The organism is Pelagerythrobacter sp. (genome assembly GCF_041912895.1).
Taxonomy (GTDB): domain Bacteria; phylum Pseudomonadota; class Alphaproteobacteria; order Sphingomonadales; family Sphingomonadaceae; genus Pelagerythrobacter.
The window spans coordinates 551167-576640 of record NZ_JAYSGI010000002.1; the positions used below are offsets into that span (position 1 = coordinate 551167).

Below are 25474 nucleotides of genomic sequence, written 5' to 3' on the forward strand. Positions count from 1 at the left end.
GCGAGGTCAGGGCAACAGGGGGGAAACCCGCCTCGAGCCGCCTTGTGGATTACAAAATAGGCGCGCTGTGCTTTCTAGCCAATGAACAATCGACCGCGTCTCGTCGCAAGCTGCGAACCGCATGTCGCCGATGCGTTCACCGGGGGCGACGGGTGGAACGGCGCGGATCCTGATAAGTGAACGCGCTGTCCGCCACCTGCACGCCGTACTTATGATTCCGCAGGCGCACCGTGGTGCGATTGTTCTGCGCATCGAGCGCGACCCAGTTGGTCAGTTGCAGCCCGCCGGGCGCGGAGGCATTGCGGCTGAAGATCAGCGTGATTACGCCGAACTGCGGCTTACTGGTGTCGCGCACTTCGACGCTGACGACATCGGGATGGTCGGTGGACACGAGCTTGCCGTACCGCTTCACGTCGCGGCTGGGATCGAGCAGCGCGCCGAGCGGCGAATCGGAAATCGGCCAGCGCTCGACCTGGTTCACCTCGTAATCGATCATCGTGAACGACTTGCCGTTGGACACCAGCAGCAGCGGCACGCCGTCTTCGTACTGGAAGCGGATCTTGCCGGGGCGCTTGAGCGTCATCTCGCCCGAGACGGTCTGGCCCTTGCGGTCGGTCTGCGTGAAATCGGCCTTCATCGTGCTGATCCCGCGCAGCGCGGCCACCGCGCGGTCGAGATCGCCTTCGGCAGCGGCCACCGGGGCGGCAGGGGCGAGCAGCGCCGCAGGTGCGGCAATGGCCAGCGCGCCGGCGATTGCCAGGCGCGCGGGAGTGAGGGCGAATTTGTGCACTGTGTTCATGCTCCGTGGCTATGTCCGGAGCGTTGAACCGATCCTGAATTCATCCGGTTCCGGAAATTCAGCTTACTTGATCTTCGCTTCCTTGAACTCGACGTGCTTGCGCGCGACGGGATCGTACTTGCGGAAGGTCATCTTCTCGGTGATGTTCCGGGGGTTCTTCTTGGTCACGTAGTAGAAGCCCGTGTCGGCGGTCGAGACGAGCTTGATCTTGACGGTGGTGGGCTTCGCCATGGCGTGTTCCTAAAGATCGATCTGTGGGCTGCTGTGGCCCGAAAAAATACGGGCGGCGCACACGGCACCGCCATTCCGGCGCGGCCATTGGGCGATTCACCGGCGAAAGTCAAGCTGGCTACCAGTCGACCTTGCCGCGATTGGCCTTGACCGCGCCGCGCGTCTTCTTGGCCTTGAGCCGCTTGACCTTGCCCACCCGGTTGACCCGGCTCTTGGCCCGCTTTGCCGGCGGGGTCAGCGCTTCGTTCAGCAGCGCGGCGAGCCGTTCGCGCGCGGCCTCCCGGTTCGCTTCCTGCGTGCGGTATTCGCGCGCGGTCAGCACGATCTCTCCGCCCTGCGTCATTCGGCTGCCGGCGATTTCCTTGAGCCGGTTGAACGCATCGGGCGGCATGCCGAGAGCGAACACGTCGACCCGCAACTGCACGGCGGTGGCGACCTTGTTGACGTTCTGGCCGCCCGGCCCGCTCGCGGCGATGAACTTCTCTTCCGCGATTTCCAGCGCGCGATCGAGGATTCTACCCATCCGGAAACCCCAGCGCCGCGAAATCGGCAGGCAGGGGCGCGGCGGCTTCGATCGGGGGCTTGCCTTCGCGCTGCACCGTCAGCCCGGCGGCGTGGAGCATCGTGCGCGGCGCGCCCTTGCCCGTGCCGTAGACCGGATCGCCGAGCAGCGGCAGGCCGAGCCCGCTCGCCGCGTGGACGCGAATCTGGTGCGTGCGCCCCGTCTCGGGCCGGAACTCGACCAGCGTGCGCCCACCGTTCGCATCCTCTTGCCGCGCGAGCACGCGCCAGTGTGTGACCGAGGGCTTGCCCTTCTTCGCCGGGATCATCCGCCAGCCCTTCTCGGCGGAGGAAATCTTGCTGAGCGACAGTTCGATCGTGCCCTCGTCCTCCGTCGGAACGCCGTCGAGAATGCCGAGATAGCGCTTACCGACCTGCCGCTCCTCGAACGCCCTGGCGAATCGCTTCAGCGCCTTCGGATTGCGCGCCAGCAGCAGGCAGCCCGAGGTATCGGTGTCGAGCCGATGCACCGCCACAGGCGCGCGCTGGAAGCCGAGCTTGAGCGTGTCGAGGTGATCCTCCAGCGAAACGCCGCCCTTGCGCGGGCGCTCGATCGGTAGCCCGCCGGGCTTGTCGATCACCAGCGCTTCGCCGTCTTCGAACAGGATATCGATCGTCATACAAGTATCGCCCGCATCAGCCCGCGCAGGGCGTTGCCTGTGAAAAATCCGCCGTCGAGGTCGGCCAGCGTCAGCTCCGCCTCGCGCGCCTTGCCCTGCTCGATCAGCGCGCCGCGCCGCACGCCGGGCAGCAGGCCCAGTCGCGTAGGCGGGGTCAGCAACACGCCGTCGCGTTCCATGAACACGTTGGTGAAGCTGCCTTCGGTCACCAGCCCGTCGTCGCGCACGAACAGCGCCTCGTCGGCGCCTGCGTCGTGCGCAACCGCCAGCGCATCGGCGTAGAACCCGCGATCGGTGGTCTTGTGCCGCAGCCGCCAGTCCCCCGGATCGACCGGCAGCGGCAGCGCGATGCAGCGTACCGGCTCGCCCGGCGGTTCGGGGATGTCGCTCGCCTCCAGCGCGATCGCGCCGCTGCGCGAGGTGAGCAGCCGCACGCGCGATTCGCGCTCCAGCTCGAAGCACAGCGCCTGGATGCGGTTGCGCGCCGCGTGACGGTCGAACGCGAAGCCGAGCGCGGCGGCGCTGGCCTTCATGCGCTCGAGGTGCCCTTCGATCAGCGCGATCCCTTCGTCGGGCGTGAAGCGCATCGTCTCGATCAGGTCGAAGCCGGGCGCGCGGTGATCGGGCGAACTGCGCCGCGCGAAGCCGCCTTTCAGCAGCGCCTCGCGCCATTCGGCCAGCGGTTCGCTGTCGGCCACGATCGCCGAGCCGACGCCGAGCACCGCGCTGCCTTGCCCGTTCTCGATCGGTGTCAGCCGCAGCGTGCGGATCGCGACGTTGAACGCCGCGTCGCCATCAGGGGCGATCCGCCCGAGTGCGCCGCAGTAGGGTCCGCGCGCATCGCGCTCGACCTCGGCGATCAGCTCCATCGCGCGAATCTTGGGCGCGCCGGTGATCGAGCCGCAGGGGAAGACCGCGCGCAGCAGGTCCGCCGCGCTGCGCCCTTCGGTCAGCCGCGCGCGCACCGTGGTGACCATCTGGTGCACCGTGGGATAGCTCTCGACCGCGAACGGCGCCTCGACCCGCACGCTCCCCGCTTCGGCGACGCGCGACAGGTCGTTGCGCATCAGGTCGACGATCATCAGGTTTTCGGCGCGGTCCTTGTCCGAACCCGCAAGTTCCTCCGCCAGCGCGCAGTCCTCGGCCGGATCGTCGGCGCGCGGGCGGGTGCCCTTCATCGGCTTGGCCTTGGCCTCGCGCCCCATCAGCGACACGAACAGCTCGGGCGACAGCGACAGCAGCCAGTGCTGCCCGTCGAACACCATGCCGCCATAGCCCGCCTGCGCCGCCGGGCGCAGCGCGGCGTAGAGCGCCAGCGGATCGCCGCGATAGGAACCGGCGAGCGGGAAGGTGAGGTTCGCCTGGTAGATGTCGCCCGCGCGGATCGCTTCCTGCAACCGCGCGAACGCCTCCTCGTAGGCGCCGGGCGAGACTTGGGGATCGAGCGGACCGAGCGACGCCTCGTCCCCCTCGTCGTCTTCGGCAGCACGCGCGGCCAGCCATTTCTCGACCTCGCCCGCCGGGATCACGATCTCGTGCTCGAAGCGGCCGAGCCACACGAGCGGCCCCGCCGCCCCGGTGCGCGCTTCGGCCAGCGCGAGCAGCTTCGGCTCCAGCGCCAGCCCCGCCTCGTAGGCGGCGAAACCCGCGAGCCACCCGCCATGCTCCGCCCGCGCGGCATCGGCCGCGGCGAGCGCCGCCGCGACCTCGCCCGCCCGCCGCGCCACGAAGACTTCGGCCGGGTTCTCGTAGAGATGCGCGTCGACCGCGCCCTCGGCCCGCGCGTCGTCGAGCAGCACGAAGGGTTTGCGGTCGGCCATCGCGCCCTGCCTTAGTGACTTCGCCGCGCAAGTCGAGAACTTGACCGCGTGCGCGCCGCTGCGCCATGCGGGATGCGGACCTGACGGCGGGAGCAACAGCACATGGGCGAAATTTTCCTCGGGCTTGGCGCGAACGGCGAGCGGCAGGTGCTCGATCTCGCCCGCGCCAACCGCCACGGGCTGATCGCGGGCGCGACCGGCACCGGCAAGACAGTGACGCTGCAGGGCCTCGCCGAAAGCTTCTCGGCAGAAGGCGTGCCGGTGTTCGTCGCCGATGTGAAGGGCGACCTGTCGGGTATCGCCATGCCCGGATCGCCGACCTTCAAGAACGCCGCCGCGCTCGAAAGCCGCGCCGCCGAGCTGGGCATGGCGGACTACGCCTATGCCGACAATCCGGCAGTGTTCTGGGATCTCTACGGCGAACAGGGCCACCCGATCCGCACCACCATCTCCGAAATGGGGCCGCTGCTGCTGGCGCGCCTGCTCGATCTCAACGACACGCAGGAAGGGGTATTGCAGATCGTCTTCCGCCATGCCGACGAGAACGGGCTGCTGCTGCTTGACCTCGGCGATCTGCAGGCGATGCTCGCGCATTGCGCGGAAAACTCGAAGGAACTGAGCGCGAAGTACGGCAACGTCACCAAGGCGAGTGTCGGCACGATCCAGCGCCAGTTGCTCAGTTTCGAGAGTCAGGGCGCGGATCGCTTCTTCGGCGAGCCTGCGCTGGAGATCGACGATTTCCTCAAGTGCGACGACCAGGGGCGCGGGATCGTCAATGTGCTCGCCGCCGACAAACTGATGCGCAGCCCCAAGCTCTACGCCACCTTCCTGCTGTGGCTGCTGGCCGAACTGTTCGAGAGCCTGCCCGAGGTCGGCGACCCGGAGAAGCCGAAGCTGGTGTTCTTCTTCGACGAGGCGCACCTGCTGTTCGACGATGCGCCCGATGCCCTGCAGGACAAGATCGAGCAGGTGGTGCGCCTGATCCGGTCGAAGGGCGTGGGCGTGTTCTTCGTGACGCAGAACCCGATCGACATCCCGGAGAAGGTCGCGGGCCAGCTTGGCAACCGGGTGCAGCACGCGCTGCGCGCCTTCACCCCGCGCGACCAGCGCGCGATCAGGGCTGCGGCGGAAACCTTCCGCATCAATCCCGATCTCGACGTCGAGACCGCGATCACCGAGCTGAAGGTGGGCGAGGCGCTGGTGTCCACGCTGATGGCCGACGGCGCGCCCTCTGTCGTCCAGCGCACGCTGATCAAGCCGCCGTGCAGCCGGTTGGGCCCGGTGACGGCGAAGGAACGCGCGATCATTCAGTCGGTCAGCCCGTTCGCGGGCAAATACGACACCGCGATCGACCGCGAGAGCGCGGAGGAGGTACTCGCGCAAAAGGCCGCCGATGCCGCCGCGACCGCCGGAGAGGTCGAGGAGAAGGGGCGTGCCGCAGTGGCGAAGGAGCCGCGCAAGTCGACCTCGATCTGGGGCAAGGCTATGAAACGCGCGGTCGGCGCAGCGACCGGATCGGGCGCAACGATCGCGGCAAGTGCGATCACCGGGCGCAAGTCGCGCGCCAATCCGATGAAGACCGCCGCGTCGTCCGGCATCGGCTCGCTCGCGACCGACCTCGCCGGGCCGCTTGCGGGCCGTTTCGTGCGCAATCTGATCGGCGGGCTGATGCGTTAGGGGAGCGGTAGCCGGATTTCGGCGCGCAAACCGCCCTCGGGCCGATTCGCCAGCGCGAGTTCGCCGCCGTGCTGCTCGGCGATCGCGCGGGCGAGCGTGAGGCCGAGGCCGGCGCCGCCCGTCTCGCGGTTGCGCGAGGCTTCGCCGCGGGTGAACGGCTCCATCATGTCGGCGATCCGGCCCTCGGGAATACCCGGCCCTTCGTCGTCGACGCGCAGCACCACGTGTGCGCCCTTGCGCAGCAGCGTCACCTCGGCCCGCCCCGCGTAGCGGAGCGCGTTGCCGATCAGGTTGCGCAAGGCCCGGCGCAGCCAGGTGATGTGGACCGGCAGCACCGTGCGCGCGGTATCGCCCAGCACCACGGGCTCGCCCATGTCCTCGAATTCCTCGACCACCGCGGCGGTCAGCGCGGCGAGGTCGACGCGCTCGGGCGGCTCGCTCGCCCGGCCGACGCGCGCGAGCGAGAGGATGTCGTCGAGCGAGCGGGTGATGTCCTCGATGCCCGCCGCCATCTTGGCGCGCTCGCCTTCGTCCTCGACCGATTCGATGCGCACACGCAGCGCGGCGAGCGGGGTTTTCAGATCATGCCCGATCGCGCCGAGCATCACGTCCTTCTCGTCGAGCAGCGCGGCGATCCGCGCTTCCATCGCGTTGTGCGCGGCGATCAGGCGGCGCACGTCGTGCGGCCCCTGCGGCGCGAGCTGGCCGTCCGCGCTCTGGGTGCGCGCGAAGCTCTCCGTGCGGCCGGTCAGCGCGGCGAGCGGGCGGGTGATGCGGCGCAGCAGCAGGAAATGCAGGCCCACCAGCAGCACGTAGATCACCAGCGTCTGGAGCAGGATGGACCCGATCACCCCGCGCGGGGTGGGTGGGATCGGCACGCGCGCCACACTCCATTCGCTGCTGCCGCTGCGCTGGAGCGCGGCGACGAGCAGCCGCCGTTCGCCCGCGTCGCGCCGTTCGTAGCGCGCCTGCCAGCGGGGCCGCGCGGTGACGAAGGGATCGTCGAGCGCGTCGCGTTCGGTCACCACGATCCGGCCTACCGCCACCTCGCGGTCCTCGACCAGTGCGCGCAACTCGCTCGCCAGTCCGGCGTCGGCGGTCTCGCCTGGCAGCAGGGCGAAGCTCCCGGTGTGCTCGATTCGCAGCGATCGCGGATAGCGCCGGCGTTCGAAGCGGCGGCGCTCGCCCGCATCCTCGGCCCGCTCGCGCGGTTCGCGCGCCCGTTCGTCGCGCACCACGAGCGCGAAGGCGGCGGCGTTGAGCACCGCGCCTTCGCGCCGCGTATCGGCCGCGCGCCACAGCAGCGCGGCGGAAATCGCCTGCGCGATCAGCAGCACCGCCGCGACCGCGAGCAGCATCTGGCCGAGCAGGCTGCGGGGCCAGAGCCGGGTTGTCACGACCGCTCCGGCATCGCGCGGCGGACATCGGCCGCGAAGCGGTAGCCGCCGCCGCGCACGGTGAGGATGAGCTGCGGATTGCGGCTGTCCGCCTCGATTTTGCGCCGCAGCCGGCTGACCTGGTTGTCCACCGCCCGGTCGAACAGGTGCGCCTCGCGCCCCTGTACCATATCGAGCAGCCGGTCGCGGTCGAGCACCTGCCGGGCATGGTCGAGGAAGGCGCGCAGCAGACGGAACTCGGCGGTCGAGATCGGCACCACCGCGCCTTCCGGGTCGGTCAGCTTGCGCTTCATCGGGTCGAGCCGCCAGCCTTCGAACAGGTAATGCGCGTCGTCTTCCGGCGCCGCCGCGCCGCGGCCCGCGCGGCGCAGGACGGAGCGGATGCGCGCGACCAGCTCGCGCGGCTCGAACGGCTTGACCACGTAGTCGTCGGCGCCGATCTCCAGCCCGACGATGCGGTCGGTCGCCTCGCCCCGTGCGGTCAAGAAGATCACCGGGATCTCGCGCGATTCGACGAGGTGGCGGCACAGCGAAAGGCCGTCTTCCCCCGGCATCATCACATCGAGCAGGACGAGATCTGGCGCGCCTTCCATCAGCAGGCTGCGCGCCGCCGCCGCGCTCTCGGCCTGCTGCACGGCGAACCCCTGGCGGACGAGATAGTCGGCCAGGGGTTCGCGCAGGCTGGCCTCGTCGTCGACCAGCAGCAATCGGGTGGGGGCGGGAGCGTCCATCGCGGTAGCTAGCCCCGCCGCCGCGCGCCGATCAAGCGGCACGGGCGGCGGGGCCGCGTTTCGGGTCAGTCGGCCTGGCGCGCGGCGCGGCGTTCCTTCCATTCGGCGCGCATCGCCTCGCGCACGGCCTTGCCTTCGGCCGCCGTCACGGTGCCGTCGCCATCGGCGTCGGCACGCTCGAAGTTCTGCGCGAAGGCGGTGTCGAACTCGGCGCGGGTGATCGCCTTGTCGCCATCGGCATCGGCCATGCGCATCATGCCCATCGCCATCATGTTGTCGCCGCGATGGTGGCCGCGCATCTTGCCGCCGCGCTTGCCTTCGCGGTCGCCGCGCGCCGCGCGCGCTTCGCCCGAGCGTTCGCCGCGCGCCGCGCGCGCTTCGCCCGAGCGTTCGCCGCGCGCCTCGCGGGCAGCCGCCATCTCGGCCGCGGAGACGCCGCCGCTGCCGTCGGTGTCGAGCGCGGCGAAGCGTTCGGCCCCGCGCTGCTGCATGCGTTCGGCGCGCGCGGCGCGGCGTTCGGCGGACTTCTCACGCATCGTCGCGCCGGCGGCCTGCATCTCGGTCTGCGTGACCTCGCCGTCGCCGTCCGCGTCGAGCTTCGCGAACCGCTCGGCCTTGCGTGCTTCGCGATCGGCGGCGTCGATCACGCCGTCGGAGTTGGCATCCATCCGCGCGAACAGCGCGGCGGAATGCGCGGTCATCTCGGCGCGGGTCACGTTGCCGTCGCGGTCGGCATCGGGGCCGTGGCGGCCACCGCCTTGCTGGGCGAGCGCGACAGTGCCGGCGCTCAGGGCGAGCGCAGCGGCGGACAGGGAAAGGGTGATCGTTTTCATCGTGAACGCTCCATCGGATTGGAGGGAAGAGGGTCTGAACTGCGGGGCCGCCCGGAAGGGGAGGTCGATAAAGCGGCCCACGCAGCTCACGGTGCCTTCAATAGCGCCCGATTGTCGCAGCATTATCCCGCTGCGCGGCCAGTTTGTCGCGCTTTGTCGCGCTGCGGGCGCGCCGTTCAAGCGCGCGCAAGATTTCAGCGCGGGCGGTGCTCGGTACCTTCGCCCGCGGTGATGAAGATCGCGGTGGCGTGATCTTTCACGTCGGCCACGTGCCAGACACCCGGCGGATTGATCGCATAGTCGCCCGCACCCAGCGTCGTGCGGTCGATGCGGCCATCGGGGAATTCCTGCGTCAGCACCATCTCGCCCGCGGTGCAGATCACGACTTCGGCACCGTGCGGGTGCATCTCCCAGCTCGGCCAGCCCTCGGTGAAGCTGTGCTCGGCCACCAGCCGGCCCTCGCGGCCATCGTCTGCATGGCGCGCGCCATAGGCCTCGTACCATTCCATTCCATCGAACGGCGGCTGCGGCACCGCGCTCGCGCCAAGCCCCAGGTGGATGAAGGAATCGGCGAGGCGGCGCGCCTGCCCCATCAGTCCTTCACCATGCAGAAGGCGTTCAATTTATTGCCGTCGCAGTCGCGGAAATAGGCGGCGTAAAAGGTGTTGCCGCCCTGGTCCGGTTCGCCCCGCGGGCCGGGTGCGCCCTCGTCGCTCCCGCCGTTGGCGAGCGCGATTTCGTAGAGCCGGCCGACCTGATCGCGGTCTTTCGCCTCGAGCGCGACCATCGTGCCATTGCCCACGCTCGCCGCATTGCCGTCGAACGGCTTGGTAAGCGCGATTCCGGCGCCCCCGTCCCACTGTCCCCAAGCGATGAAGCTGTCGAAATCCATCATCCGACCGACGCCCATCTCTTTCGCGATCGCGTCGTAGAATGGAGCGCTGCCCCGCAGATCGTTGGTCCCCAGCGTAACGTAACCGATCATCGTTCCTCTCCTCGGCCTCGATTCGCGACCGATAAGAACATTAGTGGAACATTGTGCCGCAGGGAAGGCCGAGATCTACAGCGGCTGGCACGCCGCCTCGAGCCAGGCCAGCGCCTCGCCCTCGAGCTGCGGGGCGAGCAGATCGCGCGTCTTGGCGTGGTAATCGTTCCACCAGGCGATCTCGTCCTGGGTCAGCAGCGAGCGGTCGACCAGCGTGGCGTCGATCGGCACGAAGGTCAGCGCCTCGAACCCGAGCGAAGTGCCCTCGCCGCCTACGATTTCGCGTTCGACCGTGAGGATCAGGTTCTCGATGCGGATGCCGTATTCGCCGCCTTTGTAGTAGCCGGGCTCGTTCGAAAGGATCATCCCCGCGAACAGTTCCTGCCCGGTGCCGGGATAGGCTCCGCCCGGCTTGGCGATGCGTTGCGGCCCCTCGTGCACGCCGAGGTAGCTGCCGACGCCGTGGCCGGTGCCGTGGCCGTAATCGACCCCGGCCTGCCACAGGAACTGCCGCGCGAAGGAATCAAGCTGGCTGCCGTTGGTGCCCTGCGGAAAGACCGCGCGGTCGATCGCGATGTGGCCCTTGAGCACGCGGGTGAAGCGGTCCTTCTGTTCGGCGCTCGGCTCACCCGGCCCGATCCACACGGTGCGCGTGATGTCGGTCGTGCCGTCGAGGTACTGCCCGCCCGAATCGCACAGGAACACGCTGCCCGGCTGGATCGGCAGGTTCGATTCCTCGTCCACCCGGTAATGCGGGATCGCGGCATGCGGCCCGGCGGCGGAGATCGTGTCGAAGCTGTTGTCCTTCAGCACGCCGGTGGCTTTGCGGAATTCCTGCAGTTTCGCCGCTGCCGAAAGCTCGGTCTCGCCGCCCTTGGGCGCGGCGACCGAAAGCCAGTGGAGGAACTGCGTAACCGCCGCGCCGTCGCGTTCCTGCGCCTTGCGATGGCCCTGCTGTTCGGCGGTATTCTTGATCGCCTTGGGCAGGATCACCGGATCGCGCTCGGCCACCGGCGTCGCGCCCGCATCTTCCAGCAGGCGGAAGATCGCCGCCACGCCGTAGTCAGGATCGACCGAGACGGTCTTGCCCTTCATCGTGCCCAGCGCGCCGTCGAACTCGCTGCGCGGGCGGATCGTCACCGCGTTGCCGAGGTGCTTTTCCAGTTCGGGCGTGACCTTCTCGGGCGCGATGAACAGGTCGGCGGTGCCGTCGGCATGCGCGATCAGATACGACAGCGCGACGGGCGTGCGGTCCACGTCCGCCCCACGGATGTTGAGCAGCCAGGCGATCGAATCGAGCGCGGACACCACCGCCGCGTCGTAGCCTTCGTCCTTCAGCCAGTCTGCCACCTCGGCGCGCTTTTCCGCGCTGGAACGGCCCGCGTGCTCGTCGGCGTGGACCTGCGCGGCGGCAGCGGAGGGTTCGGGCCGGTCGCTCCACACCGCATCGACCGGGTTGGTATCGACCGCGACGAGCTCGCTGCCCTTCTTGGCCAGCGCCTTGCCGACCTGATCGGCCCAGCCTTTGGTGTGCAGCCACGGATCGAAGCCGATCTTCGCGCCCGCGGGCGCGTTGTCGGCGATCCACTTGCCCATCGAGACATCGGGCACGAGGCAATAGTCGTAGAGCTTTTCGTCCACCTGCTCGCGCACCTGGATCGTGTAGCGGCCGTCGACGAACATCGCGGCATGATCCTTGAGCACCACCGCGCTGCCCGCCGAGCCGCCGAAGCCGGTCAGCCAGGCGAGGCGCTGGGCATAGCCGCCGATGTACTCGCTCATATGTTCGTCGGAGATGGGAATGACGAAACCGTCGAGGCCGCGGCGCTTCAGTTCCTCGCGCAGCGCGGAAAGACGGGCTGAGCCGGAGTCCTTTGTGGTTTGCATAAGCATGGTTGCGGTCCTTTCACGGTCCACATAGAGGCGCGGGATGGATGATGCCACCGAACATTCGGTTTCTAGGCCACCCGTAGCGGTGAAGCGCCCTGTGAAAGCAACGCACCACGGGCTGGAGATTTCCGACGATTACGCATGGCTGCGCGATCCCGGCTATCCCACCGTGGACGACAAGGAGGTGCTCGACCACCTCGACGCGGAGAACGCCTGGTTCGAGGCGCGGATGGAGCCGCACCGCCCGCTGGTCGATACGCTGTTCCAGGAAATGCGCGCGCGCATCAAGGAAGCGGACACGTCGGTGCCGCGCAAGGATGGTGACTGGCTCTACTGGATCGAATTCGAGGACGGCGCCGAATACAAGAAATGGTGGCGCAGGCCCGTCGCCGGGCCCGATGACGGGAGCGCGGACGAACTGATCCTCGACGAACCCGCGCTGGCCGAAGGCAAGGACTATTTCCGCCTCGGCGCGCTGTCGGTCAGCCAGGACGGAACCAGGCTCGCCTATGCGGTGGACGACAACGGCTCGGAGCGGTTCACCGTCCGCATCAAGGACCTGACGACGGGCGAGATGCTGCCCGACGAGATTCCCGGCACGCTGTCCTCACTCGTCTGGGTCGCGGGCGATACCGCGCTGATCTATTCGCTGGCCAACGAACAATGGCGGACCGACAACGCGCGGCTCCATCGCCTCGGCACGCCGCTGTCCGACGACGCCGAACTCTATCACGAGGACGACGAGGGCTTCCGCGTCGGATCTTCGCTGTCGGCCGACGACAAGTGGGTGCTGATCGGCGCGAGCGACCACGAGACGAGCGAAGTGCGGCTCGTCCCCGCCGACGATCCGCTGGCGACGCCGCTGCTGGTGCGAGAGCGGCAGACCGGGGTCGAATACGATGTCGACGTGAACGGCGCGACGCTGTTCGTCCACGCCAACGACGAGCACGAGAACTTCCGCCTCGCCACCGCGCCGCTCGCCGATCCGTCCGAATGGACCACGCTGATCGCCGGATCGGACGAATTCTATCTCACCGGGTTCGAACTGCACCGCGATTTCTACGTCGTCGAAGGGCGGCAGGCCGGGCTCGATACGATCGAGCTGCGGTATTACGACGATCCGCAGCGGATCGAGCCGATCGCCTTCCCCGAGGAAAGCTATTCCGCGGGCCTGGGCAACAACCCCGAATTCGCGACCGAAACGCTGCGCCTGTCGTACGAAAGCATGGTCAGCCCCTCGACCGTCTACGACTACCATGTCGGCGAGCGTCGGCTCGAAACGCGCAAGGTGCAGGAAATACCCTCGGGCTACGACGCCTCGCTCTACCGCACCGAGCGGCTGGAGATCGCCGCGCGCGACGGCACCGCGATTCCCGTCTCGATCGTCTACCGCGCCGATCGGTCGAACCCTGGCCCGCTCCACCTCTACGGCTACGGCGCCTACGGCATCGCGATCCCGCCCGGCTTCTCGACCGCGCGCCTCAGCCTTGTCGACCGCGGCTTCGCCTACGCCATCGCGCACATCCGCGGCGGCGACGATCTCGGGCGCGCGTGGTACAAGGCGGGCAAGCTCGAACGGCGGACCAACGCCTTCACCGATTTCGTCGACGCGGCGAAGGGCCTGATCGCGGCGGGCTATACCGAAGCGGGCCGGATCAGCATCTCGGGCGGCTCGGCGGGCGGCGAGCTGATGGGCGCGGTGATCAATTCGGACCCCGAGCTGTGGGGCGCGGTGGTGGCGCACGTGCCGTTCGTCGACGTGCTCAACACCATGCTCGACGCCTCGCTGCCGCTGACGCCCGGCGAATGGCCCGAATGGGGCAACCCGATCGAGGATCGCGCCGCGTTCGAGCTGATCGCCAGCTACAGCCCCTACGACAACGTGCGCGCGCAAGGCTATCCGCCGATGCTGGTGACCGCCGGGCTCAACGATCCGCGCGTGACATACTGGGAACCGGCCAAGTGGGTCGCGCGCCTGCGCGACGTGAAGACCGACGGCAACGAACTGCTGCTCAAGACCAACATGGGCGCAGGCCACGGCGGCAAGTCGGGGCGTTTCCAGAGCCTCGAGGAAACCGCCGAGGAATTCGCCTTCATCCTGTGGCAGATGGGCTGCGCGCGCTGATGTTCACCCGCAGCTTCACCGCGCGGCCCGAACACATCGACGTGATGGGCCACGTCAACAACACGGTGTGGCTGCAATGGGTGCAGGACATGGCGGGCGCGCACTGGGAAGCGGCGGCGCGGCCCGAACACGCCGCCGCCTACGTCTGGCTCGTGACGCGGCACGAGATCGACTATCGCGGGAACGTGGCCGAAGGCGAGAGCGTGACCGCCGAGACCTGGATCGAGGGAGAGCCGCGCGGCGCGACCTCGGTGCGCCGGGTCGATTTCCGCGACGCGCGCGGCAAGGTCATCGTCTCCGCCGCGACGACCTGGGCGATGCTCGACCGAGCGAGCGGCCGTCCGGCGCGGGTGCGGGCCGAGGTGCTGGAGCCGTTCAGGCGCTAGGCCGCCGCATTCTGCCGTAATTGCATTCCATCGGGCCGGAACAGCGTGAGCCGTTCGTGCAGCGTGCGATCGCGGCCCGCCGCCTTCGCTTCGTAGAGCAACCGGTCGGCGCGCGCGTAGAGGTCGGCGAAGCTCGCCGGTTCCAGCCCGCCGCGGGGCATCTCGATCACCCCCATGCTCGCCGTCACCGGCGTGCCGAGCGCGGCGATCCGCTCGGCGACGCATTGCGTTATCGCGCGGCGCAGTTCCTCCGCGCGCCGCCGCGCGTGCGGTCCGCGCAGCAACAGCATGAACTCCTCGCCGCCCAGCCGCAGCGCGATCGAATCGCGGTCGCCGTCGGCTTGCAGCGCACCGGCGCAGACGCGTAGCACCTCGTCGCCGAGCTGATGGCCGTGGGTGTCGTTGACCGCCTTGAAATGGTCGAGGTCGAGCAGCGCCATGGTGTCGAAGCCCTGCCGCTGGAGATCGGCGAAGCGCGCCTCGATCGCGCGGCGGTTGAGCAGGCCGGTGAGCGGATCGCGCTCGGCCATCGCCTCCATCGCGGCGGAGCGCGCGCGCGCGTTGTCGCGCTCGTGCTTGAGGATCATGAACCGGTCCGCCGCGCCGAGCGAGGTGACGATCAGTTCGAACGCGATCGCCGCGCTGAACGCCAGCACCTGGTCCTGCGGTGCGGCACCCCAGCCCAGATTGCTGAGGATGCGCACCAGCGCGACGATCCAGATCGGCATGCAGGCGACGAACTGATAGCGCGCCGCGCGGCTGCCGCGCAGCATCGCCTGGATCAGCGCGTAGAAGAACAGCGCGATCAGCGGCAGGAAGGCGAGGTAGTAGACCTCGATCCCATGCTCGCGCAGCGCGGGGAACTTGCAAGCGTAGACGAGCGAGGATGCGGCGGTGATCGCCGCCGCGATACGTAGCATTCGCCGGGTTCGTTCGGGCAGGCAGCCTTCCTCGAACAGATCGGCGGCGAACATCGCCGCACCGCACACGCCGACGAGCGAGCCGAGCGGGAACAGCAGCGAGAGCTGCCACAGCTCGAGTTCGACCAGTTCGAGGATCAGGCCCGAGGTGGCCAGCGTCAGCCCGAGCATTCCGAACACCGACAGCCAGTGCCACAGCAGGAAGCGTGCGCGCAGCACCCGGTAGAACGCGAGATCGAACAGCAGCGGCATCACCAGCAGGCCGCAGATGGCGGCGATCGCAAGCAGCGAATCGTAGGGCCAGCGAACTTCGTCGGCCGAAGCGACGAGCCGCGCGTCGCCCACCAGCGGAGCGACCCATCCCTGGTCGATCGCCACCACCACCGCACGCGACTGGTCGGTCACATCGGGGAGCGGCAGCGCGAACTTGATCCCCCGGCCCAGCAACTGCGCATCGTCCATCGTATAGCTGGCGGTGCGCACCGCGCCGCCCTCGTCGATCACCGAGATCGCGATGCGCGAGAAATCGCCGACGCGGGTAGTGAACCACGCGGGCGCTTCGGCCGAATTCGCGAGATCGAAGCGCAGCATCGCCCGCGGGGCGCGGTAGTCGGCCAGGCTGCCGTCGCAGCGCCATTGGGGCGCTTGGGCGCCGGTCTTCGTGGGAGGGGTGGAAAGCGCGCCTTCGGCCTGGCAGGCCGCGGCCAGCGGTTCGGCTTGCGCGGCGGGAACGGCGAACAGCGCGGCCACGAGGACCGCGAGCGTCATCACCCCCCTGATCGCACGCCCGATCATGCCGGAGGTCTAGCGGGGAATGGTTATGGTCCGCTTAAGCAGGGGCGCCGCCGCGCTTCACGCAACCGCGCGCGGCCCTCTCGCACCATGCGATGGAAACAGCGTCAAACGTTCGTGCATCGTCCGGTTGCGCCCGGACTCCTTGGCTTCGTAGAGCAGCTTGTCGGCGCGCGCGTAAAGCTCGTCGAAGCCCAAGGTGTCCGCAAGCCCCTGTGGCGACTCGATCACCCCCATGCTGGCGGTGACGAGCCGGTCGATCTCGGCGATCTCGCGTGCCACGCGCAGGCTGATGGCGCGGCGCATGCGTTCGGCGCGGCCGGCCTGATCGTCCCCGCGCAGCAGGATCAGGAATTCCTCGCCGCCCATCCTCACTGCGATCGAGTTGCGCCCGCCCTCTCCCGAAAGCGCTGCCGCGACCGACCGCAGCACGTCGTCGCCCACGCCGTGTCCGAAGGTGTCGTTGATGTCCTTGAAGCGGTCGAGGTCGAGCAGCGCGAAGGTCGCGAAGCCTTGCGCCTGGAGCTGCGGGAAACGCCGTTCGAGCCCGCGGCGGTTGATGAGGTCGGTCAGCGGGTCGCGCTCGACCAGCGAGCCCAGCTCGAGCGCCATCTTGCGCGCGCTGTCGCGTTCGCGGCGCAGCGTCAGGAACCGGTCCGCCACGCCCAGTGCGGTAATCATCGCCTCGCACAGCATGCCGAGGTAGAACAGCTCGAGCGCCTCCACGGCCGGGACACCCGGCAGCAGCTCGCTGACGAGCTGGATCGCCAGCGCGGCGGTCAGCGGAATCCACCCGACCAGCTGGAACACGGCCGCGCGGCTGCCGCGCGCCAGCGCCTTGCCGTTCGCGACCAGCCACAGCGCGAGCACCGGGCTCAGCGCGAGCGCGTGCAGCGGCAGGCCGCCCGCCAGCAGCCCCTCGGGCCAGACCGCCTGGACCGCCGACACCAGCAGCACCCAGGGCACCGCCCAAGCCATCGCGCGGTCGAGCCGCGGATCACGCTTGTCCGCCTCGATGAAATGGCGTGTGAACATCAGGCAAGCGGCGATCGCGGTGCCGAACGTACCGATGATCGCGTAACGCCAAAGCGCGATGTCGAGCGCGACCACTTCGTTGGCAATCCCGCTGCGGAACACGATCAGCAGAATGAAGCACGCGGTCATCGCCGCGTGCCAGGCGATGAAGCGGTCGCGCAGCACGCGCCAGAACAGCCCGTCGAACACGATCGGCATCGCCAGCATGCCGATCAGCAACGCGATCATCAGCAGATGCGCAATATGGCCCGGCGCCCGGTCGGGCCGCTCTGCGGCGAGGTGCAGGCTCTCGAGACTGGCGGTGTGTGCCATACCGTCGAAGCGCACGAGCACGTGCTCGGGCGCGCCGGTGATGGCGGGCAGCGGCAGGGCGATCGTCGGCCCGTCGCTGGTGGGGATCGCCGCGGCCATCGGCACCCGCGCCGTGGCGTACCTGCCCGCGCCGTCGACGACCGCGATCGCCGCCGCCTCGAACCGCCCCAGCCGCATGACAAGGTAGCGCGGCGCCGGCTGCGCCGGATCAACATCGAAGCAGAGCGTCACCGTCTGCCCGGGCCGCGCGGGGCCCGGCTCGCCGCAGGTCCAGGCGGTGTCGGCGGGCAGCGTGGTCAGCGGGGCAGCGGGATGGTCGTGCGTCGTGCAGGGCGGGGCGGCGGAGGCCGCACCGGCGCAGAGCGCTGCGAAAAACGCCAGCAGCGCCGCCACGACCGCGCGTATGGGAGTACCCCCCGCCATGGGGGGGCGGTAGAGCCCCGAGGTTATCTCCGGGTTAAGCCGCCGCGCGCGCCGCTATCCGAGCACCTCGGCGATGGGGGTGTAGGCGTAGCCGAGTTCCTCGGCGACGGCGCGGTAGGTCACCTTGCCGTCGTGGACGTTGAGCCCCTCGGCGAGATGCGGATCGCGGCGCATCGCTTCCTGCCAGCCCAGCTCGGCGATCTTCAGCGCGTGCGGCAGGGTGACGTTGTTGAGCGCGTAGGTGCTCGTGCGCGCCACCGCGCCGGGCATGTTGGCGACGCAATAGTGCACCACCTCGTCGACCACGTACGTCGGTTCGGCGTGAGTGGTGGCGTGGCTCGTCTCGAAGCAACCGCCCTGGTCGATCGCGACGTCGACCAGCACTGCGCCGGGCTGCATGCACTTGAGCATGTCGCGGCTGACCAGCTTGGGCGCCGCCGCGCCGGGGATCAGCACCGCGCCGATCACCAGATCGGCTTCGCACACCGCTTCCTCGAGGTTCGCCTTGTTGGAAAAGCGCGTCTTGGCGCGGCTTTCGAAATGGATGCCGACCTTCTCGAGCACCGCCGGATCGCGGTCGAGGATGGTGGTGTCGGCGCCGAGGCCGACCGCCATCTGCGCGGCGTTGAAGCCGACCACGCCGCCGCCGATCACCAGCACCTTGCCCGGCAGCACGCCCGGCACGCCGCCCAGCAGCACGCCGCGTCCGCCGTGCGCCTTTTCCAGCGCGGTGGCGCCCGCCTGCACGCTCATCCGCCCGGCCACCTGGCTCATCGGCTTGAGCAACGGCAGCGAGCCGCCGGGGCCGGTCACCGTCTCGTAAGCGATCGCGGTGACGCCGCTCTTGACCAAATCGGCAGTCTGCGGCGCGTCGGGCGCGAGGTGGAGGTAGGTATAGAGTACCTGGCCGGGGCGCAGCTTGGCGCGCTCTTCGGCCTGGGGTTCCTTGACCTTCACCACCATCTCGCATTCGGCGAAGATATCGTCCGGCCCGTCCTTGATGATCGCCCCGGCCTGGCGATATTCGCTATCGCCCGCGCCGATGCCGTTGCCCGCGCCGCTCTGGATCCAGACCTCGTGGCCGTGGGTGATCAGTTCGCGGGCGCTTTCCGGCGTCAGGCCGACGCGGTATTCGTGATTCTTAATTTCCGTTGGGCAACCGATGCGCATGGCTGAGTCTCCTCGTTGCGAGCGCCGTTACATTTGTAACTATCGCGCGGCAACCTGTCTGCGACCAGGCAACGCGCGCCGCGCCGCGATGGAGGACTTCGCGTGTTCGTCACCATAGTGTCACAAAACGGGCATAGCCGCGCAATCAATCGGTCACGAACCGGTCATCGACAGGTAACGAAAATGAACCGCACTCGCCGTCTCTCGGTGCTCGCCACCGCCGCCGTTTCGGCTTGGTCGGTTCCCGCCATGGCGCAGGACGCCGGGTCCGCCATAGCGGAGGAGCTGGCCGCGATGCGCGCGGAGATGGCGCGCATGGCCGCGCGGATCGATACGCTCGAAGCCGAACTGGCCGCCGCCGAAGCGCAGGCCGACGCCGCGCCTGCGCAAGCTGCGGCCGAACCCGAACCCGAAGGCGATGCGACCACGATCTCGTGGAGCGGCGCGCCGGTGATCGAGAGCGAGAGCGGCTGGAGCTTCAAGCCGCGCGGGCGGCTGCAGATCGACGCCGGGGCGATCGACGCGCCCAACGGCACCGGCGCCGCCGACGGCTTCGGCAGCGAAGTCCGCCGCGCGCGGCTCGGCGTCGAAGGCGATGTCCTGGGCGGCTTCGGCTACAAGTTCGAGGTCGATTTCGCGGCCAACGAAGTCGAGGTCGTCGACGCCATCGCCATCTGGGGCAGCGGTGGGCTGACGATCTCCGCCGGGCAGCACAACACCTTCCAGGGGCTGGAGGAACTGACCAGCAGCCGTTTCATCTCGACGATGGAGCGCGCCGCCTTCACCGACGCCTTCGGGTTCGAGCGGCGGGTCGGCCTCTCGGCGCAATACGCGGCGACGAGCTTGCTGGTGCAGGGCGGGCTGTTCAGCGACAATCTCGGCGATCTTTCGAACCGGAACTGGAGCGCCGACGGGCGCGCGGTGTTCATGCCCAAGCTCGGCGACACGCAGCTCCATCTCGGCGGTTCGCTCCACTATGCCGACTACGAAGCGGGCCACGAAGTGCGCTATCGCCAGCGCCCGTTCGTCCACTTCACCGACGATCGCTTCATCGACACCGGCGATTTCGCCGCCGCCAGCGAGTTCGGCGCGGGGCTCGAGGCGGCGGCGATCGCCGGTCCGTTTCACGTCGTGGCGGAAGGCTTCTGGCAGACCGCCGACCGTTCCGGCGCGCTCGCCGATCCGACGTTCTTCGGCGGTTATGCCGAGCTGGGCATGTTCCTGACTCGCGGCGACACGCGCGGCTACAAGGCGGGGGTGTTCGACCGGGTGAAGCCCGCCGAGCCGGTTGGCGAGGGCGGCTTTGGCGCGGTGCAGGTCAACCTGCGCTATGACTATCTCGACCTCGTCGATGCCGGGGTGATCGGCGGCAAGCAGGACGGCTATGCCGTCTCGCTGGTGTGGACGCCGACCGATTACACGCGCATCGTCGCGAACTATGCCCGCATGCAATACCGCGACGCCGCCGTCCCGGCCGCGGGGGGCGACACGTCCTACGGCGTCGACGCGTTCGGCGTGCGCGCGCAGATCGATTTCTGACCATGCCGGGCGATGTCATGCGCTTGTCACAGACAGGCAATATCGGCCGCAGCCATCCAACCTCGAGGGGTAAGACAATGCGTTTCACCACATCCATCTGCCTCGCCGCCGCCGCGGCGCTCTCGCTTTCCGCATGCGATGCACCGGGGGCGGGCGGCACGCGCGATTCGATCCGCGCGGTCGGCTCGTCCACCGTCTATCCGTTCGCCAAGGTGGTCGCGGAAAACTTCGCCCGCTCGCACCCCGACTTCAAGTCGCCGCTGATCGAATCGACCGGGACCGGCGGCGGGGTCGCGCTGTTCTGCGGCGGCGTCGGCCCGAACACGCCCGACATCGTCAACGCCTCCCGCCGTATGAAGGCCAGCGAGTTCGCCACCTGCCAGGCGAACGGCGTGGAAGACGTGATCGAGATCCAGGTCGGGCTCGACGGCATCGCCTTCGCTTCGGCGCAGGGCGGAATCATGATGAACCTGACGCCGCAGATCGTCTACGAAGCGATCGCCGCGCGGCCCTATGGCGAGGAGCAGACCAACCGCACCTGGGCCGACGTCGACCCCTCGCTGCCCGACGAGCCGATCCTCGTCTACGGCCCGCCCTCCACCTCGGGCACGCGCGACGCGCTGAAGGAGCTGGTTCTGGAAATCGGTTGCGACAGCAATCCCGAAATGGAAGCGCTGAAGGAAACCGACGAGGACCGCCACGCGCAGCTCTGCACCGAAGTCCGTTCGGACGGCGCCTATGTCGACCAGGGCGAGCAGGACAACCTGATCGTGCAGAAGATCGGCAACAATCCGCGCGCGGTCGGCATCTTCGGCTATTCCTACCTGGAGGAGAACATGGGCAAGGTGCAGGGCCTGCCGATGAACGGGGTCGAGCCGACTTACGAGAACATCTCCAGCTTCCAGTATCCGGGCGCCCGCCCGCTCTACATCTACGTCAAGAAGGCCCACCTCGAGGCGATCCCGGGCCTCAAGGAATTCCTGACCCAGTGGACGCAGAGCTGGGGCCGCGACGGACCGCTCGCGGCGATCGGCCTCGTCCCCTCGCCCGACGACGCGCTGGCGGCAAACACCGCGAAGGCGACCCAGTACACCGCCTTGACGGCCGACGAGCTGAACTGAACCTTCGCGTTTCGCGAACACCGGCAAGGGCGCCGCCTCGACACGAGGCCGGCGTCCTTTTCGCATCGGCGGAAACGAATCCCCGCGCCAAGCGCTGACTCGGCGCGAAAGAGGATGCGAACGATGGCGGCACGGGCCTATTGGCAGGGGCAGATCAGGCTGGCGCTGGTCTCGATTCCGGTCGAGATCTACGCCGCGACCAAGAGCGGCGCGTCGATCTCCTTCCGCCAGATCCACGAGCCGAGCGGCAGGCCGATCAACTACGAGAAGGTCGTGCAGGGCATCGGCCCGGTCGATCGCGACGAGATCGTCAAGGGCTACGAGGTGTCGAAGGGCAACTACGTGCTGCTGGAAGACGACGAGATCGAAGCGGTGAAGATCGAGAGCCGCAAGACGCTCGAACTGGTCCAGTTCGTCGATGCGCACGAGATCGACGTGTTCTATTTCGAGAAGCCTTACTACGTCGTGCCGCAGGACGAACTGGCGGAGGAAGCCTTCGTCGTGCTGCGCGAGGCGCTGCGGCAGAAGAAGAAAGTCGCGCTCGGCCAGCTTTCGGTGCGCGGGCGCGAGATGCTCGTCAGCCTGAAGCCGTGCGGCAAGGGGATCGTGCTCGAAACGCTGCGCTACGAGGACGAGGTCCGCAAGGCGAAGACCTATTTCAAGGACATCCCCGAGGTGAAACCGGACAAGGAGATGCTCGACCTCGCCGGCAGCCTGATCGACAAGAAGAGCGCGCCGTTCGATGCCGGCGAGTTCGGGGACCGCTACGTCGATGCGCTCAAGAAGCTGGTCGAGAAGAAGGCCAAGGCGAAGGGCAAGAAGGTGCTGGAGGATGTCGACGAGCCCGCGCCTTCGGGCAAGTCGAACGTGATCGACCTGATGGCCGCGCTGAAGAAATCGGTGAAGGACGAAAAGCCGGCGAGGAAGAAGGCCCCCGCGAAGAAATCCACGGCCGCCAAGGCGAAGAAGCGCGCCTGATGGACCTCAACGCGCCGGTCCTGATCCACTTCATCGATTGGGACCTGTTCTCGCGCCTCGCCGTGGCGGCGCTGCTGGGGCTCGTCCTCGGCCTCGACCGCGAGGTGCGCGGTCATGCCGCGGGCCTCCGCACGCACGGGCTGATCTGCTTCTCCGCCGCTTCGATGACCGTTTCGATCATCGCGCTTTACAACCAGCTGGAAGGTGAGCGGATGGACCCGCTGCGCGTGTTCGAGGCGACCGGCGCGTTCATCGGCATCATCGGCGCGGGCCTGATCGTGTTCTCGAAGGGCGAGGTAAAGAACCTGACGACCGCGGCGCACCTGTGGCTGGTCGCGGTGGTCGGGATCGCCTGCGGCGCGGGCCAATGGCCGCTGGTGGCGATCGCCATGGGCGTTTCGCTGGTCCTCCTCACCGTGTTGTGGTTCGTCGAGAAGCGCTATTTCCCCGATACCGAAGGCAAGGTCGAATGACAGCGGAGGATCCACTCGCCGAATACAATCGCAAGCGCGATTTCAAGACGACCCCCGAACCATCCGGCTCGCCTGCGGGCAAGCGCCGCCCGAAATCCGGGACGGGGCGGGGCGACTTGTTCATCGTCCAGAAGCACGATGCGAGCCGGCTGCACTGGGACTTGCGGCTGGAGGCCGACGGCGTGCTCAAGTCGTGGGCCGTCACGAAGGGCCCCTCGGCCGATCCCGAAGTGAAGCGGCTCGCGGTGCGGACCGAGGATCACCCCATGTCCTACGCCGAGTTCGAGGGCACGATCCCCGCAAAGGAATACGGCGGCGGCACGGTGATGCTGTGGGATCGCGGAACGTGGGCGCCGGTCGAAGGCAAGAGCTGGAAGGATATCGAAAAGGGACATCTGCACTTTACGCTCGATGGCGAGCGGATGAAGGGCGAATGGCTGCTGGTGCGGATGAAGCCGCGCAAGGGCGAAAAGCGCGAGAACTGGCTGCTGCGCAAGGTCGGCGACGACCACGCCGAGGAAGGCGACGCGCTGGTCGAACGCGAACTGACCAGCGTGCTGACCGGCCGTGCGATGGCCGAGATCGCGGCCGACAAGCGCGGCGAACATTCACTCGAAGGCAAGAAGGGTACGGCCTTCGCGAAGGAGATGGCGAAGGCGGGCGTGCACAACGCCAGCCTCCCCGGTACGGGGAGGGGGACCAGCGAAGCTGGTGGAGGGGCACGTGCAGGGATCGAGACTTCGGCTGGCCGGAGCAAGGCCGGCGCCCCTCCACCCCGCCGCTCCGCGGCGCGGTCCCCCTCCCCGAAGCGGGGAGGATCAAAGCCACCCAAATTCCGCAAGCTGCAGCTCGCCACGCTGGTCGACGCCGTGCCCACCGGCAACCGCTGGATGCACGAGATCAAGTTCGACGGCTATCGCGCGCTCGTCGCCGCCGCGGGGGCCGAGGTGCGCGTCTACACCCGCAGCGGCAAGGACTGGTCGGATAAGTTCGCCCCGCTCGCCCGCGCCGTGGCCGCGCTCGACCTGCCGCCGTGCCTGATCGACGGCGAAATCGTCGCTTACGATGCCAAGGGCAATCCCGATTTCTCCAGCCTGCAACAGGTGCTGAAGCGCGGCCACGGCGCGCAGGGCGAGGACGATGCCTTCGCTTTCCACGCCTTCGACCTGCTCGAAGTGGATGGGAAGAGCCTCGCCAGGCTGCCCAATATCGAGCGCAAGGAACGGCTCGAGGCTTTGCTGGCCGATGCCGAGCCGCCGATCCATGTCGCCGACCACGTGATCGGCGCGGGCGAGAAGCTCTACCGCGCGATGTGCGATGCGGGGCAGGAAGGGATCATCGCCAAGGCGATCGACGCGCCCTATCACGGCAGCCGCACGAAGAGCTGGGTGAAGGTCAAGTGCACCCGGCGGCAGGAGTTCGTGGTGATCGGGTGGAAGGCTTCGAAAGCGAAGGGCCGCCCGTTCGCCTCGCTCCTGCTGGCGCAGCACGAGGATGGCGCGCTCGCCTACAAGGGCAATGTCGGCACCGGGTTCAATCACGACACGATGGCCGATCTCTCCGAGAGGATGGCGAAGCTCGAGCGCAAGACGCCGCCCGCCGAGGTCGACAAGGCTTCGTCGCGCGGCGTCACTTGGCTCACGCCCAAGCTGGTCGCCGAGATCGCCTTCGCCGAGTTCACGGCGGACGGCAACGTGCGCCACGCCAGCTTCCTCGGCCTGCGCGGCGACAAGGAGGCGAGCGCCGTGACCCCCGAAAAGCCCGCAGCCGCGCCCGAGAGCGATGGCGACGACGTGGCGATCTCCAGCCGCGATCGGGTCATCTTCCCCGAAAGCGGCCAGACCAAGGGGGAACTGGCCGATTATTACGCAGCCGTCGCGCCGCTGATGCTCCCCTTCGCCGCGCAGCGCCCGATCAGCCTTGTGCGCTGTCCGCAGGGCCGGGCGAAGAAATGCTTCTTCCAGAAGCACGACAGCGGCTCGTTCGGGCCGCACGTCCACCACGTGCCGATCACGGAGAAGGGCGGCGGGACCGAGGACTACCTCTATGTCGAGGATGCCGCGGGCCTGCTCGCCTGCGTCCAGATGGGCACGATCGAGTTCCACGGCTGGGCCGCTCGCAGCGGCGACGTGGAAAAGCCCGACCGCATGATCTTCGATCTCGACCCCGACGAAGGCCTCGACTTCGGCGACGTGAAGCGAGCGGCGAGCGACATCCGCCGCAAGCTCGCCGATCTCGGCCTCGCCAGCTTCGCGATGCTGTCGGGCGGCAAGGGCGTCCATGTCGTCGTGCCGCTGGCGCCGGGGCACTCATGGGACGCGCACAAGGATTTTGCCAAGCGCTTCGCCGAGGCGCTGAGCATGGCCGAACCCGATCGCTTCGTCGCGACGATGAGCAAGGCCAAGCGCAAGGGGAAGATCTTCGTCGACTGGCTCCGCAACCAGCGCGGCAGCACCGCCGTGGTGCCCTATTCGGCGCGTGCCCGCGAAGGCGCGCCGGTCGCGGTGCCGATCGCCTGGGCCGAGCTGAAAGGCTTCGCCGACGCGCACCCGTTCTCGATCTCGGATGCCAAGAAGCTCCTCACGCGCGCCGAGGGCAAGGCGCTCGCCGGATGGGGTTTCGCCGAACAGCGCTTGCCCGACCTCTGACCACGGCA

The 25474-nt window shown here is 68.5% G+C and carries 22 protein-coding genes; 8 read left to right on the forward strand and 14 right to left on the reverse strand.

Going from position 1 to position 25474, the window contains the following annotated elements:
- Window positions 1-136 precede the first annotated feature (136 nt).
- The 5 genes from ACE3QC_RS09750 to pabB form a co-directional block, all read right to left on the reverse strand.
- Entirely contained in the window at window positions 137-799 is a 663-nt protein-coding gene (locus ACE3QC_RS09750; RefSeq protein ID WP_374407679.1) for an outer membrane lipoprotein carrier protein LolA, read from the reverse strand.
- A 63-nt stretch (window positions 800-862) separates the two neighbouring features.
- A complete protein-coding gene (gene rpmG, locus ACE3QC_RS09755) occupies window positions 863-1030 on the reverse strand; it encodes a 50S ribosomal protein L33 (RefSeq protein ID WP_374407680.1) in 168 nt (55 codons plus the stop codon).
- Window positions 1031-1148: 118 nt separating this feature from the next.
- Window positions 1149-1553, reverse strand: coding sequence for an alternative ribosome rescue aminoacyl-tRNA hydrolase ArfB (arfB, locus tag ACE3QC_RS09760; protein ID WP_374407682.1), 405 nt, complete (start codon window positions 1551-1553; stop codon window positions 1149-1151).
- Window positions 1546-2211, reverse strand: coding sequence for an RluA family pseudouridine synthase (locus ACE3QC_RS09765; protein WP_374407684.1), 666 nt, complete (start codon window positions 2209-2211; stop codon window positions 1546-1548). Before ACE3QC_RS09765 ends, arfB begins: the two co-directional genes overlap by 8 nt.
- Entirely contained in the window at window positions 2208-4031 is a 1824-nt protein-coding gene (gene pabB / locus ACE3QC_RS09770) for an aminodeoxychorismate synthase component I (RefSeq protein ID WP_374407686.1), read from the reverse strand. Before pabB ends, ACE3QC_RS09765 begins: the two co-directional genes overlap by 4 nt.
- Window positions 4032-4133: 102 nt before the next feature.
- Between pabB and ACE3QC_RS09775 the strand changes: the two genes are divergently transcribed.
- Window positions 4134-5708 (forward strand): helicase HerA-like domain-containing protein, encoded by a 1575-nt coding sequence (locus tag ACE3QC_RS09775; RefSeq protein WP_374407688.1) that lies wholly within the window; start codon window positions 4134-4136, stop codon window positions 5706-5708.
- Here ACE3QC_RS09775 and ACE3QC_RS09780 read toward each other — a convergent pair.
- The 6 genes from ACE3QC_RS09780 to ACE3QC_RS09805 form a co-directional block, all read right to left on the reverse strand.
- Entirely contained in the window at window positions 5705-7105 is a 1401-nt protein-coding gene (locus tag ACE3QC_RS09780; protein WP_374407690.1) for a sensor histidine kinase, read from the reverse strand. The genes ACE3QC_RS09775 and ACE3QC_RS09780 overlap by 4 nt on opposite strands.
- Window positions 7102-7836 carry a response regulator gene (locus ACE3QC_RS09785; RefSeq protein ID WP_374407692.1) on the reverse strand — a complete coding sequence of 245 codons (735 nt, stop codon included), beginning with the start codon at window positions 7834-7836 and terminating at the stop codon, window positions 7102-7104. Before ACE3QC_RS09785 ends, ACE3QC_RS09780 begins: the two co-directional genes overlap by 4 nt.
- Window positions 7837-7901: 65 nt before the next feature.
- Window positions 7902-8669 (reverse strand): hypothetical protein, encoded by a 768-nt coding sequence (locus ACE3QC_RS09790; protein WP_374407694.1) that lies wholly within the window; start codon window positions 8667-8669, stop codon window positions 7902-7904.
- A gap of 194 nt (window positions 8670-8863) precedes the next feature.
- A complete protein-coding gene (locus ACE3QC_RS09795) occupies window positions 8864-9262 on the reverse strand; it encodes a cupin domain-containing protein (RefSeq protein WP_374407696.1) in 399 nt (132 codons plus the stop codon).
- The gene (locus ACE3QC_RS09800) at window positions 9262-9654 is read right to left on the reverse strand and encodes a VOC family protein (protein ID WP_374407698.1); all 393 of its coding nucleotides are present in this window, start codon (window positions 9652-9654) and stop codon (window positions 9262-9264) included. Before ACE3QC_RS09800 ends, ACE3QC_RS09795 begins: the two co-directional genes overlap by 1 nt.
- Window positions 9655-9729: 75 nt before the next feature.
- On the reverse strand, window positions 9730-11547 hold the full coding sequence (locus ACE3QC_RS09805) for an aminopeptidase P family protein (RefSeq protein WP_374407700.1): 1818 nt from the start codon (window positions 11545-11547) through the stop codon (window positions 9730-9732).
- 37 nt (window positions 11548-11584) lie between these two features.
- On the opposite strand from ACE3QC_RS09805, the gene ACE3QC_RS09810 reads away from it, so the two are divergent.
- Window positions 11585-13669, forward strand: a complete 2085-nt coding sequence (locus ACE3QC_RS09810; protein WP_374407702.1) for a S9 family peptidase — start codon at window positions 11585-11587, stop codon at window positions 13667-13669.
- A complete protein-coding gene (locus ACE3QC_RS09815) occupies window positions 13669-14055 on the forward strand; it encodes an acyl-CoA thioesterase (RefSeq protein ID WP_374408053.1) in 387 nt (128 codons plus the stop codon). Before ACE3QC_RS09810 ends, ACE3QC_RS09815 begins: the two co-directional genes overlap by 1 nt.
- On the opposite strand, the gene ACE3QC_RS09820 is transcribed toward ACE3QC_RS09815, so the two are convergent.
- Genes ACE3QC_RS09820 through ald form a run of 3 tightly spaced genes read right to left on the reverse strand, consistent with a single transcriptional unit; the run spans window position 14052 to window position 18707 of the window.
- Window positions 14052-15770, reverse strand: coding sequence for a diguanylate cyclase (locus ACE3QC_RS09820; RefSeq protein WP_374407704.1), 1719 nt, complete (start codon window positions 15768-15770; stop codon window positions 14052-14054). The two genes, ACE3QC_RS09815 and ACE3QC_RS09820, sit on opposite strands and share 4 nt — an antisense overlap.
- Window positions 15771-15827: 57 nt before the next feature.
- Window positions 15828-17537: a diguanylate cyclase domain-containing protein gene (locus ACE3QC_RS09825; protein ID WP_374407706.1), complete on the reverse strand. Its 1710-nt coding sequence runs from the start codon at window positions 17535-17537 to the stop codon at window positions 15828-15830.
- A 54-nt stretch (window positions 17538-17591) separates the two neighbouring features.
- Window positions 17592-18707, reverse strand: coding sequence for an alanine dehydrogenase (gene ald / locus ACE3QC_RS09830; protein ID WP_374407708.1), 1116 nt, complete (start codon window positions 18705-18707; stop codon window positions 17592-17594).
- A gap of 183 nt (window positions 18708-18890) precedes the next feature.
- Between ald and ACE3QC_RS09835 the strand changes: the two genes are divergently transcribed.
- From ACE3QC_RS09835 to ligD, 5 genes are all read left to right on the forward strand, one after another.
- Window positions 18891-20246: an OprO/OprP family phosphate-selective porin gene (locus ACE3QC_RS09835; protein WP_374407710.1), complete on the forward strand. Its 1356-nt coding sequence runs from the start codon at window positions 18891-18893 to the stop codon at window positions 20244-20246.
- Between the two features lie 77 nt (window positions 20247-20323).
- The gene (locus ACE3QC_RS09840) at window positions 20324-21367 is read left to right on the forward strand and encodes a substrate-binding domain-containing protein (protein WP_374407712.1); all 1044 of its coding nucleotides are present in this window, start codon (window positions 20324-20326) and stop codon (window positions 21365-21367) included.
- 123 nt (window positions 21368-21490) lie between these two features.
- Entirely contained in the window at window positions 21491-22345 is an 855-nt protein-coding gene (locus ACE3QC_RS09845) for a Ku protein (RefSeq protein ID WP_374407714.1), read from the forward strand.
- On the forward strand, window positions 22345-22818 hold the full coding sequence (locus ACE3QC_RS09850; protein ID WP_374407716.1) for an MgtC/SapB family protein: 474 nt from the start codon (window positions 22345-22347) through the stop codon (window positions 22816-22818). The genes ACE3QC_RS09845 and ACE3QC_RS09850 overlap by 1 nt, the downstream gene beginning before the upstream one ends.
- Window positions 22815-25466 (forward strand): DNA ligase D, encoded by a 2652-nt coding sequence (gene ligD / locus ACE3QC_RS09855; protein WP_374407718.1) that lies wholly within the window; start codon window positions 22815-22817, stop codon window positions 25464-25466. The genes ACE3QC_RS09850 and ligD overlap by 4 nt, the downstream gene beginning before the upstream one ends.
- The last annotated feature ends 8 nt before the right edge of the window (window positions 25467-25474 follow it).

Excerpts from the sequence above, each read along its gene's own strand:
- ACE3QC_RS09750 (WP_374407679.1), bottom strand. The coding sequence starts at position 799 with ATGAACACAGTGCACAAATTCGCCCTCACTCCCGCGCGCCTGGCAATC.
- rpmG (WP_374407680.1), bottom strand. The coding sequence starts at position 1,030 with ATGGCGAAGCCCACCACCGTCAAGATCAAGCTCGTCTCGACCGCCGAC.
- arfB (WP_374407682.1), bottom strand. The coding sequence starts at position 1,553 with ATGGGTAGAATCCTCGATCGCGCGCTGGAAATCGCGGAAGAGAAGTTC.
- ACE3QC_RS09765 (WP_374407684.1), bottom strand. The coding sequence starts at position 2,211 with ATGACGATCGATATCCTGTTCGAAGACGGCGAAGCGCTGGTGATCGAC.
- pabB (WP_374407686.1), bottom strand. The coding sequence starts at position 4,031 with ATGGCCGACCGCAAACCCTTCGTGCTGCTCGACGACGCGCGGGCCGAG.
- ACE3QC_RS09775 (WP_374407688.1), top strand. The coding sequence starts at position 4,134 with ATGGGCGAAATTTTCCTCGGGCTTGGCGCGAACGGCGAGCGGCAGGTG.
- ACE3QC_RS09785 (WP_374407692.1), bottom strand. The coding sequence starts at position 7,836 with ATGGACGCTCCCGCCCCCACCCGATTGCTGCTGGTCGACGACGAGGCC.
- ACE3QC_RS09790 (WP_374407694.1), bottom strand. The coding sequence starts at position 8,669 with ATGAAAACGATCACCCTTTCCCTGTCCGCCGCTGCGCTCGCCCTGAGC.
- ACE3QC_RS09795 (WP_374407696.1), bottom strand. The coding sequence starts at position 9,262 with ATGGGGCAGGCGCGCCGCCTCGCCGATTCCTTCATCCACCTGGGGCTT.
- ACE3QC_RS09800 (WP_374407698.1), bottom strand. The coding sequence starts at position 9,654 with ATGATCGGTTACGTTACGCTGGGGACCAACGATCTGCGGGGCAGCGCT.
- ACE3QC_RS09805 (WP_374407700.1), bottom strand. The coding sequence starts at position 11,547 with ATGCTTATGCAAACCACAAAGGACTCCGGCTCAGCCCGTCTTTCCGCG.
- ACE3QC_RS09810 (WP_374407702.1), top strand. The coding sequence starts at position 11,585 with ATGGATGATGCCACCGAACATTCGGTTTCTAGGCCACCCGTAGCGGTG.
- ACE3QC_RS09815 (WP_374408053.1), top strand. The coding sequence starts at position 13,669 with ATGTTCACCCGCAGCTTCACCGCGCGGCCCGAACACATCGACGTGATG.
- ACE3QC_RS09820 (WP_374407704.1), bottom strand. The coding sequence starts at position 15,770 with ATGATCGGGCGTGCGATCAGGGGGGTGATGACGCTCGCGGTCCTCGTG.
- ACE3QC_RS09825 (WP_374407706.1), bottom strand. The coding sequence starts at position 17,537 with ATGGCGGGGGGTACTCCCATACGCGCGGTCGTGGCGGCGCTGCTGGCG.
- ald (WP_374407708.1), bottom strand. The coding sequence starts at position 18,707 with ATGCGCATCGGTTGCCCAACGGAAATTAAGAATCACGAATACCGCGTC.
- ACE3QC_RS09835 (WP_374407710.1), top strand. The coding sequence starts at position 18,891 with ATGAACCGCACTCGCCGTCTCTCGGTGCTCGCCACCGCCGCCGTTTCG.
- ACE3QC_RS09840 (WP_374407712.1), top strand. The coding sequence starts at position 20,324 with ATGCGTTTCACCACATCCATCTGCCTCGCCGCCGCCGCGGCGCTCTCG.
- ACE3QC_RS09845 (WP_374407714.1), top strand. The coding sequence starts at position 21,491 with ATGGCGGCACGGGCCTATTGGCAGGGGCAGATCAGGCTGGCGCTGGTC.
- ACE3QC_RS09850 (WP_374407716.1), top strand. The coding sequence starts at position 22,345 with ATGGACCTCAACGCGCCGGTCCTGATCCACTTCATCGATTGGGACCTG.
- ligD (WP_374407718.1), top strand. The coding sequence starts at position 22,815 with ATGACAGCGGAGGATCCACTCGCCGAATACAATCGCAAGCGCGATTTC.